Source organism: Exiguobacterium sp. R-39, from assembly GCF_049942815.1.
Classification (GTDB): domain Bacteria; phylum Bacillota; class Bacilli; order Exiguobacteriales; family Exiguobacteriaceae; genus Exiguobacterium_A.
On the sequence record NZ_CP187965.1, the window covers coordinates 2,420,157 to 2,432,651 of the forward strand.

13 protein-coding genes are annotated in these 12,495 nt (G+C 48.4%); 1 reads left to right on the forward strand and 12 read right to left on the reverse strand.

Annotated features, from left to right (window positions below; genetic code table 11):
- Positions 1 to 3: 3 nt before the first annotated feature.
- The 6 genes from ACP26N_RS12735 to ACP26N_RS12760 all read right to left on the reverse strand — a co-directional run bounded on the left by ACP26N_RS12735 (position 4) and on the right by ACP26N_RS12760 (position 5,200).
- Positions 4 to 972, reverse strand: a complete 969-nt coding sequence (locus tag ACP26N_RS12735; protein WP_114595133.1) for an ABC transporter permease subunit — start codon at positions 970 to 972, stop codon at positions 4 to 6.
- A gap of 1 nt (position 973) precedes the next feature.
- Complete coding sequence (locus tag ACP26N_RS12740) at positions 974 to 2,452, reverse strand: sugar ABC transporter ATP-binding protein (RefSeq protein ID WP_426353989.1); 1,479 nt, start codon at positions 2,450 to 2,452, stop codon at positions 974 to 976.
- A 14-nt stretch (positions 2,453 to 2,466) separates the two neighbouring features.
- Positions 2,467 to 2,856 carry a D-ribose pyranase gene (rbsD, locus tag ACP26N_RS12745; protein WP_131502180.1) on the reverse strand — a complete coding sequence of 130 codons (390 nt, stop codon included), beginning with the start codon at positions 2,854 to 2,856 and terminating at the stop codon, positions 2,467 to 2,469.
- On the reverse strand, positions 2,853 to 3,731 hold the full coding sequence (gene rbsK / locus ACP26N_RS12750) for a ribokinase (RefSeq protein WP_188004656.1): 879 nt from the start codon (positions 3,729 to 3,731) through the stop codon (positions 2,853 to 2,855). Before rbsK ends, rbsD begins: the two co-directional genes overlap by 4 nt.
- Complete coding sequence (locus ACP26N_RS12755) at positions 3,728 to 4,708, reverse strand: LacI family DNA-binding transcriptional regulator (RefSeq protein WP_188004657.1); 981 nt, start codon at positions 4,706 to 4,708, stop codon at positions 3,728 to 3,730. Before ACP26N_RS12755 ends, rbsK begins: the two co-directional genes overlap by 4 nt.
- 147 nt (positions 4,709 to 4,855) lie before the next feature.
- Positions 4,856 to 5,200: a hypothetical protein gene (locus tag ACP26N_RS12760; protein ID WP_188004658.1), complete on the reverse strand. Its 345-nt coding sequence runs from the start codon at positions 5,198 to 5,200 to the stop codon at positions 4,856 to 4,858.
- A 136-nt stretch (positions 5,201 to 5,336) separates the two neighbouring features.
- On the opposite strand from ACP26N_RS12760, the gene ACP26N_RS12765 reads away from it, so the two are divergent.
- Positions 5,337 to 5,657, forward strand: coding sequence for a hypothetical protein (locus ACP26N_RS12765; protein WP_131972318.1), 321 nt, complete (start codon positions 5,337 to 5,339; stop codon positions 5,655 to 5,657).
- A 314-nt stretch (positions 5,658 to 5,971) separates the two neighbouring features.
- Here ACP26N_RS12765 and ACP26N_RS12770 read toward each other — a convergent pair whose 3' ends face one another.
- From ACP26N_RS12770 to ACP26N_RS12795, 6 genes are all read right to left on the reverse strand, one after another.
- A complete protein-coding gene (locus ACP26N_RS12770; RefSeq protein ID WP_214765746.1) occupies positions 5,972 to 6,220 on the reverse strand; it encodes a hypothetical protein in 249 nt (82 codons plus the stop codon).
- 19 nt (positions 6,221 to 6,239) lie between these two features.
- The gene (locus ACP26N_RS12775) at positions 6,240 to 7,142 is read right to left on the reverse strand and encodes an acyl-ACP desaturase (protein WP_188004659.1); all 903 of its coding nucleotides are present in this window, start codon (positions 7,140 to 7,142) and stop codon (positions 6,240 to 6,242) included.
- A 352-nt stretch (positions 7,143 to 7,494) separates the two neighbouring features.
- The gene (gene eno, locus ACP26N_RS12780; RefSeq protein ID WP_114595125.1) at positions 7,495 to 8,787 is read right to left on the reverse strand and encodes a phosphopyruvate hydratase; all 1,293 of its coding nucleotides are present in this window, start codon (positions 8,785 to 8,787) and stop codon (positions 7,495 to 7,497) included.
- Between the two features lie 73 nt (positions 8,788 to 8,860).
- The gene (gene gpmI, locus ACP26N_RS12785) at positions 8,861 to 10,408 is read right to left on the reverse strand and encodes a 2,3-bisphosphoglycerate-independent phosphoglycerate mutase (protein WP_188004666.1); all 1,548 of its coding nucleotides are present in this window, start codon (positions 10,406 to 10,408) and stop codon (positions 8,861 to 8,863) included.
- Positions 10,409 to 11,161, reverse strand: a complete 753-nt coding sequence (tpiA, locus tag ACP26N_RS12790; protein ID WP_026827585.1) for a triose-phosphate isomerase — start codon at positions 11,159 to 11,161, stop codon at positions 10,409 to 10,411. It abuts the gene before it with no gap.
- A gap of 27 nt (positions 11,162 to 11,188) precedes the next feature.
- Positions 11,189 to 12,373: a phosphoglycerate kinase gene (locus tag ACP26N_RS12795; protein ID WP_131502185.1), complete on the reverse strand. Its 1,185-nt coding sequence runs from the start codon at positions 12,371 to 12,373 to the stop codon at positions 11,189 to 11,191.
- Positions 12,374 to 12,495 lie beyond the last annotated feature (122 nt).

Below are 12,495 nucleotides of genomic sequence, written 5' to 3' on the forward strand. Positions count from 1 at the left end.
AAATCACGTAGTTTGTTTCCGGTCCGCGAGTACCGCGAACAGGATGACGAGCCCTTTGACGACAAGCTGGAAGAAGGACGAGACACCAAGCAGGTTCAGTCCGTTGTTGAGTGTCCCGATAATCAAGGCACCGATCAACGTCCCGACGATCCAACCGCGTCCGCCGGATAAGCTTGTTCCACCAAGGACGACCGCTGCGATCGCATCGAGTTCGTACGATGTTCCGGCTGTCGGTTGCGCCGAGTTTAGACGCGACGTCAAGATGATTCCAGCAAGTGCTGCCATTAAACCAGACAGCGAGTAGATCAAAATCTTTACTTTGTTGACTTGAATCCCCATCAGTTTTGCAGCTTCTTCGTTACCGCCGATCGCATACGTGTAACGCCCGAACGTCGTTTTCTTCAGGATGAAGTACAGAACGCCAAAGGCAATCAACATCGTGACGACCGGAACCGGGAAGATCCAAATGTAGCCGCGGCCGAATAATTCGAACCAGCCACCCTGGCTAAGTCCCGTAATCGGCTTCCCGTCCGTATAGACGAGTGTCAGACCACGGAAGATCGTCATCGTCGCGAGTGTCGCGATGAATGGTGCGACTTTCCCGAGTGAGATGACCATTCCGTTTAAAGCCCCCATGATCGCGCCGACGATCAAACCGGCAAGCACGGCGAGAATCGCGGACGTTCCGTCGGTCATCAGACCGGCGACGAACGCGGATGACAAGGCGAGGATCGAACCGACCGATAAGTCGATTCCGCCCGTTAAGATGACGAACGTCATCCCGAAAGCAATCAAGGCATTGATCGAAACTTGGCGTAAGATGTTAAATAAGTTATTAAGCGTTAAAAAGTCCGGTTCCATGATCGAAACGACGAGAATGATAGCGAACAGTCCGGCGAGCGGACCGAGCTTTTGACCAATCCCGAGTCGTCTCGGTTTCTTTTCTGTCAGTTTCCCTTGCATCAATTCCATGTCATTGTCCTCCTGTCGCAAGCGTCATGATACTCTCTTGCGTTGCCTCTTCTTGATTGAGCATGCCGCTCACTTGCCCTTCACGCATTACATAGACGCGGTCGCTCATGCCGAGGATTTCCGGCAGATCCGAACTGATCATGATGATTGCAACGCCCGATGCGGCCAGTTCGTTCATAATCATATAAATCTCTTTTTTCGCCCCGACGTCGACACCGCGTGTCGGTTCGTCAAGAATCAGGACATCCGGTTTTGTTCCGAGCCATTTCGCGAGGACGACCTTTTGCTGGTTTCCACCGGACAAGGATTTTGCCGGTTGATCCATCGAGCTGTGCCGGACAGATAACGACTTCAGATACCCTTCCGCGAACTGCCGCTCCGATTGATCGGAGATGACACCGGACTTCGATAACGACCGGATTGTCGGCAAGGAGATGTTTTCCCGGAGTGAAAAATCGAGGAACAATCCTTCGCCTTTTCGGTCTTCCGTCAAGAAGCCGAGTCCCTGTTTGATCGCATCGTGCGGTGATTTGATTTTGACGACGTTGCCGTTTAAGCTGATCGTCCCTGCTTTCATCCGGTCGACCCCGAACAAGCCGCGCATGACTTCTGTCCGTCCTGCGCCCATCAAGCCGGAAAAACCGACGATTTCACCGGCCCGGACTGAAAATGACACGTCTTCAAACCGTTTGCCGGTTGCGCCTGTGACTTCGAGGACCGTCTGACCGAGTGTCACTTGCCGCTCCGGATAGCGTTCGCCCATCTCGCGTCCGACCATTTCGCGGACGATCTGTTCAAATGAGGTGTCGGCAATCCGGTGGGTCGAGACAGAGACACCGTCCCGTAACACCGTGATCCGGTCACACAGTTCGAAGATTTCTTCCATCCGGTGTGAGATATAGACGATCGAGACTCCTTGACCCCGCAATGCCGTCGCGACACTGAACAAGGCGCGGATTTCACGCTCTGTCAAAGCGGCCGTCGGCTCATCCATGATGATGACCTTCGCGTCCGTCATCAAGGCTTTGGCGATTTCAATCATCTGCTGTTGTCCGACCGATAACGTCCGGGCGAGCTGATTCACGTCCATGAAGACATTTAATTCTGCCAGTTCGCGTTCAGCGAGCCGTTTCATTTCCGCCTGTTTCAGGACACCAAATCGGGATTTCAGTTCCCGTCCGAGAAACAGATTTTCAGTGACCGTTAAGTCCGGTAAGATATTCAGTTCCTGGTGGATGAAGGCAATTCCCGCTTCTTCCGCCAGTTTTGGATTTTTATACTGCTGTTCGACGCCGTCGACGAGAATCGTTCCTTGATCGGCTTTATGAACACCGGTCAAAATTTTCATAAGTGTCGATTTTCCGGCACCGTTCTCTCCCATCAAGGCATGAATCTCACCGGTCGCGAGAGTGAAGTCGACTCCCTTCAAGACGGGAACGGGACCAAACGCTTTTGTGATACCTGTCATCTCAATTTGCATCGTACTTCCTCCCCTTAAAAAATGACGCCGGCGTGTAAGATGACGTTCGCATACGGTGTCGCTTCACCCGTCCGGATGATGACTTTCGCCTGCTTCGTCAATTCCTTGAATGCTTCGTGCGATACATAGTCTTGCGGTACGTCGAGTTTCGTTACGGCCTCGAGTGCAACCGAATTAGCTTCTTTGATTTCTGTCGCCAGTGTCACCTGTTCGACGGCCATATCGTCGGCAACGATCCGAACAACATCGACGAACGATGGCGTTCCGAGTTCAAGTGCCAAATCAATCCGTGCTACACCGGCCGGAATCGGCAGACCGCAGTCGGCAATGACGATTGTATCGGTATGACCAAGATCGGCTAAGACTTTACTGATCTGACTGTTTAAAATACCGTGTCGTTTCATGCTTCAACCTCCATCTGTTCACGTGTCGGCATCCCGCCTTGTGCGCCAAGCGCGCGGACGGACATACCGGCTGCTTTATTGGCAAAGCGAATCGCTTCCGTTAAGGTTGCACCGTCGGTCAGGCTGACCGCGAGTGCACCGTTGAACGTATCACCGGCACCTGTCGTATCAACGACGTCCGTCTTGATCGCAGGGACCGTCACGATCGCCTCCCCGTCATAAAAGCGGGCACCCCGGCTGCCTTCCGTCACGATCAATTTATTCGGGTATTGCGTCAACCAATGTTCGAGCGGTTGCTGTTGTCCGAAGATCAAACCGCATTCATGTTCATTTGGTGTCAAATACGTCACGTCTGCAAGTAACTCGTCATCAAGCACGATGGCTGGCGCCGGATTCAAGACGACGGGAATGCCGTGTGTCTTGCCGTAACGCGCCACCTGTTTGACGGTCGCGAGCGGAATTTCGAGCTGTAACAAAATCATGTCTGCCTGACCAAGCAGGCTGTCGAGTTGATTCTCGTCATAGACGACCGCTAAGTTCGCCGACTGGACGACGACAATCGAGTTGTCACCTTCTGCGAGCGTGATGTGGGCCGTTCCGGTCCGTTCATCCGCAATCGTCTGCAGATGGGTCGTCCCGACGTGCTCTGTCTCGAAGTTCTGACGAATCGCCACGCCGTTCGCATCGTCGCCGACACAGCCGACCATTTCGACGTGACCGCCGAGGCGGGCAATCGCAACTGCCTGGTTCGCCCCCTTGCCTCCCGGTACCGTATGGAAAGCGGATCCGATGACCGTTTCGCCTGCTGAGGGACGACGATCGCTTTCGACGACTAAGTCCATCGAGATACTTCCGACTACACTGATTTGTTTCATAACTGTTCATCCTTCCGCTTCGTTGTTTCCCGTTCAATGACTTCGACCATCAATTCGTGATGGACGGCTGCAATCTCATTTCCTTCAATCCGTTGAATCAACAGCTTCGCTGCCAGTTCGCCCATCTGATAAATCGGTTGGGCAATGGTCGTCAGTGGCGGCGAAATCATCTGACCGAGTTCAATTCCGTCATAGCCGATGATTTGCAACTGCTCCGGAATCGCGATTCCCCGCTCCGCTGCAACCTGAATCGTCGCCGCTGCGATGACATCGTTTGCTGCGAAAATTCCGTTGCAGTCGTAATGGTCAAATAAGTAGTTGGCTGCTCCGAGCGCCCCCTGGAAATGAAACGGCGACTCGATGCTTGCGACCAGATGTTTACCGGCAATTTCTTCAAATCCGTCACGCCGCTTGCGGATCGTTGGTAATTTCGAAGGACCGCTGATGACGACCAGTTCGGTTGCCCCGTGATCAAGCAGAAACTGGGCGGCTTTTTTCCCGCCGTCATGCCCGTTTGAGGTCACTGTCGGAATCGCTCCCTGTAACACACGGTCCAGGGCGACGATCGGTACTTCAAGTTTTTCGTAGTTCGGATTGTTCGAATAGTTAGTTGTGATGATCAATCCGTCAACATGCATCGCTTCGAGCGATTGAATATATTCTTGTTCTTTCTGAAACTGTTCGTCTGTGTTACACAAAATCACCTGAAATCCGTGTTGATGTGCCATATCTTCCACAGCACGTGCCAGTTGCGGAAAAAACGGGTTTGTGATGTCAGGTACGATCAAACCGATCAATCCGGATCGTTTTTGAAACAACGACCGGGCGACCCGGTTTGGTCGGTAGTCCAGCTGCTTAATCGCTTGCAGGACGGCTGTTCTTGCTTTTTCGCTGACGTATCCTTTTTCATTCATGACACGCGATACCGTCGCGACGGATACATTGGCCACTTTCGCTACTTCCCGGATGGTCGACATGTTCGCCACCTCTTTCTTTTGATAACGCTTACAATATGTATCATATTGTGTAACCGGTTACACATCAATCCTTTTTACGAAAATATATTTTATTTTTTTCGGAATGCAACAAAAAAAGTCCTGATAAACGTTGCAGCAGAACGTTTGTCAGGACTTTTTCGAATGATTCGGATGACGCTTTTCATAAAACCGGCGAAACAATGCTATCAAAAATGCTAGAATCGCGAGTGGCTCCAGCAAATAAATCAGTAAAAATGTAATATCAATGATGGCATCTTCCGGATTATAGCGAAGAATATAGATAGCTCCCGGCAACAAAGCAATCAGACCCGTCACTCCAAGGAGCGTACCGAGAATCATGCTTTGGCGTGAGAAACGGCTCGTAATTTGAAACAGTCCGATAAAGAAGATCAGTTCTGTAAAATAGATGATGCGCAACTGAATATCGTCCATCGTGGGGTCCAGACCCAAAAACAAGTAACGAAACAGCATCTCCATCCCCCCCTACCTCTTTCTGTACCCGGTTATCCGCTCCCTTAATGCCCTGATTCCAGTTTATCTGCATATCCTATCTGACTTTAGGGAATAGCTTGATAGTAACAGTACTTTTAGAAAGTTGGGGGTTCGTATGAAAGAAGATCATTCGATGAAAGTCGTCAGTTGTTTAAACGATTTTTTTCAACGGAACGAAGAACCACTACAGGTCGACTTATTACGAGGCCTTCCGCCCGTCGTATTATTATTAAAAGATGAGGCCAAACGGTCTTTTACAGCGGAAGAAAATCTTCATGACGAATTGCTCAGTGACATTAAACGGTTGGTGCAGGAATGTCTAGATCCACAGACATTACGTGAACTCGATATCGATGCCGATTTACCCGAGTTTTTCGTCACGCGTGCTCCGCTCTATTCGGCACATCATTACCTCGTTACGTTTATCGAGGACTGATTTATACAGCTTTCATTTTCTGATCACGGGATTCGACAAGACGTCGAATCCCGTTTTTTTTGCTTTTCTATGTAAGGAGTATCAAGCATTTCATGCGACTCCTACAGGAAAAAGCGCAAGTCCGCTTGCGCTGTCGAGACCCGTTTGTGTCTCGCCTGAGGAAAGTGCGTGAAAAAAGCGTGATACTTGAAAAACCTATACGATCCCATTTCACCTCAGAAAAGAAAGAAAATAGCTAATTTCACCTGATACTCAATATAAAAAAACAGCCCTCCGCAATCGGAAGGCTGTCGACTCAAATAATACATCGATGCTTAATTTTCAACTTCAAGAATCGCTTCGATTTCTGCTTCGACTTCTTTATTCACCATCTGCGAACGTTTTTTTCTCAATTCAAGATCCATTTCTTGATCAATGAACTCGTTCGTATGCTTGTCAAAGCAGCTGTAGCAGATCGGGTAAAAGTCTTTTTCTTCTGTCTTCAAAGAATTGAATTCCCATGTGTTCAGTTCCAAATAACTGACTTGGTTCTTCGTCTCTTTTCCGCATATTTCGCACGTCATGTTTTTAGTGCTCCCTTCCTTATGCATCAATCTTCGTTTTTGCTTCTTGACGGTCCTTGATCCGTTTCAAACGCCCGTGATATTTCATGATGTTCGCTTGTGACTGTTTCGCTTCTTCGGTTGTAGGTTGCAGGTTCTCAATATCCCAGTATTTTACGACGACATCTAATACTTGGTCAAAGTATTGGAGTGGTCCGTAGTTTGTATCAATTGCAATCGTCTTCATACGCTCGGTAAAGTCCGGCATGATCGCACCCGGCATTGAGAAATTGATGATGACGTCTTCAAAGAACACGATGAAGTTCGGATCGAGTTCAAGGTGCGCTTTCACCGTGTCACGGTAGAACGCATAATGAAGAGCTTCGTCTTTTGCCAAACGGCGGAGCAGTGTCGCCAAGTCTTTATCATGCGCACCGGCCACTCGTGCTACGTTGTTATAGAAAACGAGTGTCGCAAGCTCTTGCAACGACGTATACGCCATAGTCGCTAATGGATTCGTGAAGTCCGGGAACCAGCCGCTTTCAACGACGCGTCTTCTTAACTGATGCAACCGTGTCGGATTGACGTTTCGCGTCACGAGTAAATACGTTTCCAGTAAGCTCGAATGCTGGTCTTCTTCCGCTGTCCACGTACGGACGAAATCATTGATGACTTCCATCGAGTTTTTAAACGTGTAATCCAAGTGCGACGTATACCAAGGTAAGTTCACTTCTGTCAGTAATGCCGTTTCCACGGCAACGATGACACCTTCCGGAAGCGTGACTTGACTCTCCTCCCAAGGAACGCGTTTAAACGACATCGCCTTGTCCCATGGAATGAATTCGTGATAACTCCAATCAATATTGGCTGAACGCTCCTTATGTAAGCGATACAATTCTTTAATGCGTGGTTCTAAGCGTATATCTAAATCTGAATTTAACATGATCATTTCTCCTTTAGATGTTTTTTGAACCTTCACCCGTTCAAATGTATTTAAGCCTTATAATGATTGTGCTTAAACTTATTTATAACTATAACATTTTAATGACCAGGTAGTAAAAGAAAGGTCTCATAAATTTGATTTTTTACCCCTTGGAATTGAATGGCGTTGGTATGTACTCAATGGCAAAACCATTTGTTTTGAATCATTTCTGATGTCAGATCGAATTCAACTTCTTTTACTCAATGAATCATGAACACAAAAAACCTCCTATTCGTGTGCGGATCGCACACATGAATAGGAGGTTTCGGCTGTACAGTGAATGTACAACACACGTTAAATTATCAACCTGGAATTACTTCTTGAGGTTGTAGAATGATTTGATTCCGTCGTAGACAGCAACGTCTGAAAGCATGTCTTCGATGCGGAGAAGTTGGTTGTATTTCGCGATACGGTCTGTACGTGAAAGTGAACCAGTTTTGATTTGACCAGCGTTTGTCGCAACAGCGATGTCAGCGATTGTTGAATCTTCTGTTTCACCAGAACGGTGAGAAACAACTGCTGTGTAACCAGCTTTTTTCGCCATTTCGATTGCGTCGAATGTTTCAGTCAACGTACCGATTTGGTTAACTTTGATGAGGATCGAGTTCGCGATGCCTTTTTCGATACCTTCAGCGAGTTTCTCTGTGTTTGTTACGAACAAGTCATCACCAACGAGTTGGACTTTGTGTCCGATACGATCTGTAAGAAGTTTGTGGCCATCCCAGTCGTTTTCGTCACAGCCATCTTCGATTGAGATGATTGGGTATTTGTCAACGAGTTGTGCATAGAATTCAACAAGCTCTTCTGTTGTAAGGACTTTGCCTTCGCCAGCGAGGTTGTATTTTCCAGCTGCTTTATCGTAGAACTCAGAAGAAGCGACGTCCATAGCGAGGTAAACATCTTCGCCTGCTTTGTAGCCAGCTTTTTCGATTGCTTCAAGAATAACTGTGATTGCTTCTTCGTTTGATTTCAAGTTTGGAGCGAATCCACCCTCGTCACCGACTGCTGTGTTAAGACCCATTCCGCTAAGAACTGATTTCAACGCGTGGAAGATTTCAGCACCCATACGAAGAGCTTCTTTGAATGTTGGAGCTCCAACAGGCATGATCATGAACTCTTGGAAATCAACGTTGTTGTCAGCGTGTGATCCACCGTTGATGATGTTCATCATTGGAGTTGGCAATGTTTTCGCGTTGAATCCACCGAGGTACGTGTAAAGTGGAAGACCAAGCTCATCTGCAGCAGCACGTGCAGCAGCCATAGAAACACCAAGGATTGCGTTAGCGCCGAAGTTCCCTTTGTTTTTCGTACCGTCGAGGTCGATCATCTTTTTGTCGATTCCTGCTTGGTCGAAAACATCGTAACCGATGATTTCAGGTGCGATTTTTTCGTTGACGTTGTCAACTGCTTTTAAGACACCTTTACCGAGGTAACGTGATTTGTCGCCATCGCGAAGCTCAACTGCTTCGTGCTCACCAGTTGATGCGCCTGATGGGACGAGTGCGCGACCAAAGCCGCCGTCTTCTGTATATACTTCTACTTCTACTGTTGGGTTACCGCGTGAGTCAAGAATCTCGCGTGCATAAATCTCTGTAATCATTGACATTTAAATTCGCTCCTTTTTGTTTGAGAAAGATTAGTTTGTGGTGAGACAGTGACAAGTCGATCGATTGACGGGATTATTTCTTTAATACAATCGATTTCCCCGTCATTTCTGCCGGTTGATCTGCTCCGAGTAAATCGAGAACAGTTGGTGCCAAGTCTGCCAATACGCCAGTCAATGGCTCAAGGAGTTCGACGTCCTCGACCGTGACGATACATGGAACAGGTTCTGTCGTGTGAGCCGTCATCTTGCTACCATCGGCATTGAGGACTTTGTCCGCATTCCCGTGGTCGGCTGTGATGATGGCTGCGCCACCCTTGCTGAGAATCAAATCAACGACTTGTCCAAGACATTTATCTACCGCTTCGATCGCCTTCTTCGTCGGCTCGAGCATACCCGAGTGACCGACCATATCGGGATTGGCGAAGTTGAGGATAATTGCGTCATGTTCGTCCGAGTTGATTGCGTCAACGAGCGCTTCTGTGACTTCATAGACACTCATTTCCGGTTTCAAGTCGTATGTCGCGACTTTTGGAGACGGGATCAGAATCCGATTTTCTCCTTCGTACGGCTCTTCACGTTGACCGTTAAAGAAGAACGTGACGTGCGGGTACTTTTCAGTTTCCGCAATCCGCAATTGTTTAAGGCCTTGTTTCGATAACGTTTCACCGAGCGTATTTTTGATGTCTTCCGGTGGGAAGACGATGTCCGTATCAATCGCATCCGAGTACTTCGTCATCGAGACGAGCAGCAGGTTCTTCGGCGCATTGTCCGGCAATTCAAAACCATTGAAGCCTGTTTTTTCTTTATACGTCTTGGCGAGCTGAATCGCACGGTCCGGACGATAGTTGAAGAACATGATCGCATCGTTATCGTGGATCGGTGCTACTGGAGTACCGTCTTCCTGCACGACTACCGTTGGTTCAATGAACTCATCTGTAACGTCTGTTTTGTACGAAGCTTCGACCATCGCGATTGGGTCTTTTGTTGTCGGACCGTCTGCGAACGTGATGACGTCATAGACTTTCTTGACGCGTTCCCAGCGGTTGTCGCGGTCCATCGCATAATAACGACCAGAGACACTTGCGAATTGACCGACGTTTAACTCGTCCATCTTCGCTTGGGCATCACGGAGGAAACCGGCTCCTGATTGCGGATCACAATCGCGGCCATCCGTGAAGGCATGGAGATAGACTTTTTCGATTTCGTGAAGTTTTGCGAATTCAAGCACGGCATACAAGTGGTTGATGTGACTGTGGATTCCACCGTCAGAGACCAGACCGAAGATATGAAGGGCTGAACCGTATTTTTTCACGTGACCTGCCGCATCGTTCATCGCTTGACGCGAGAAGAACGAGCGATCCTTAATGGCATTGTTGATTCGGGATAGCGATTGGTAGACGACGCGACCTGCACCGATGTTCAAATGACCCACTTCTGAGTTCCCCATTTGACCTTCAGGCAAACCGACGTATTCTCCTTGCGCATTCAACAACGTATGCGGGTACTGTTCCCAGTACCGGTCGAAGTTCGGTTTGTTTGCTGCCGTGACAGCATTTCCGAACTCCTCGTCACGCATACCGAAACCATCAAGGATGATCAGTGCGACTGGACGTTTTTTCATTTAAATCGCCTCCAACAGTTTGAGGAACGATCCTGTCTCAAGACTTGCGCCACCAACTAAAGCACCGTCGATGTCAGGCTGAGCCATATATTCTTTGATGTTGTCCGGTTTGACACTGCCGCCGTACTGGATGCGGACTGCTTCTGCAGCTTCCGTACCGAATTCAGCTGCGATGACATCGCGAACGAATTTACAAGAATCTTGTGCATCTTGTTCTGTTGCTGATTTTCCTGTTCCGATTGCCCAGACAGGCTCATATGCGACAACAAGGTTTTTAACCTGATCGACTGTTAAGCCTTTCAAGCTGTTCGTTGTTTGTTCACGGATGACTGATTCGAATTTCCCGCCTTCGCGTTCTTCGAGTGTTTCACCGACACAAACGATTGGCACGATACCATGCTCAAATGCTTTTTTCGTTTTGCTGTTGATGAACGCATCTGTTTCTCCGAAATACTCACGACGTTCTGAGTGACCGAGGACGACGTATGTTACGCCAAGTTCTTTGAGCATCACTGGGCTGATTTCACCTGTGAATGCGCCGCTCTCTTGGTCATACATGTTTTGAGCGCCGATTTTCAGGTCCGTTCCAGCTGTCGCTTCTGTCAAGTGTGCAAGGAATACAGACGGTGCACAGACAGCCGCGTCGACTTTCGAAGAAGCGGGTACAGTTCCTTTGACTTCCTCAGCGAATGCCACAGCATCCTTGAGGGTAAGATTCATTTTCCAGTTACCTGCGATAATTGGTTTACGCATTGAAAACACTCCCTTGTGAACTTTAGATTACTTGTCGTTAAGCGCTTCGACACCTGGAAGAGCTTTACCTTCCATGAACTCGAGGCTTGCGCCGCCACCAGTAGAAATGTGACTCATTTTATCTGCAAGACCGAATTTCTCAGCCGCTGCAGCAGAATCTCCACCACCGATGATCGAGTATGCATCGCTGTCCGCTAATGCTTGAGCGACACCTTTTGTTCCGTTTGCATATTTATCAAGTTCGAACACACCCATTGGTCCGTTCCAGACAACGAGTTTCGAATCCTTGATTGCTTCTGCATACAGTTCGATTGTTTTCGGACCGATATCGAGTGACATATGATCCGCTGGGATACTGTCGATATCGCGTGGTCCGACGTATGTTTCTTCGCCGAATTCCTTCGTGATGACACAGTCGACCGGCATCAAGAATTTAACGCCTTTATCTTCTGCTTTTTTCATGAATTCCTTCGCCTGTTCGATTTTGTCAACTTCAAGAAGTGACGTACCGACTTCATAACCTTGAGCTTTAAGGAATGTATAAGATAATCCTCCGCCGATGATCAACGTATCGACGATATCAAGCAAGTGATCGATGACGCCGATTTTGTCCGCGACTTTCGAACCACCGATGATCGCTGTAAACGGACGATCCGGGTTTGAGAGGGCTTTACCGAGAACCTGAAGTTCTTTTTCGATCAACAATCCTGCTACAGCTGTCTCGACATGGTGTGCGATTCCTTCTGTAGAAGCGTGCGCACGGTGCGCTGCACCAAATGCGTCGTTGACGAAAACGTCTGCAAGTTTCGCAAAACCTTCTGCGAGTTCAGGATCGTTTTTCGTTTCGCCTGGGTAGAAACGAACGTTTTCAAGAACGATGACGTCTCCTTCTTCAAGCTTGCTGACCGCTTCTTCAGCGACCGGACCGTATGCTTCTTCAACGAGCTTGATGTCCTTACCAAGCAGTTCGCTAAGGCGTGCTACGACTGGTGCAAGTGAGAACTCAGGGTTTTTCTCGCCTTTTGGACGTCCCATATGGCTTGCGAGGATGACTTTCGCTCCACCGTCAACCAAGTGTTTGATTGTCGGAAGGGCAGCACGGATCCGTGTATCATCTGTGATTTTGCCGTCTTCTAGCGGTACGTTGAAGTCCACACGTGTAAACACGCGTTTTCCTTTTACATCGATATCGCGAATTGATTTCTTATTCATACATTCGTCCTCCGTCTCATACGTATAGTGAGGGGCTGATGCGCCCCTCCAGACTTTTTTCCGCAATAAGAGCGGAGACTGTATCGTTTCCGCTCTTATTCAATTGCTATTTAATTGCTCGA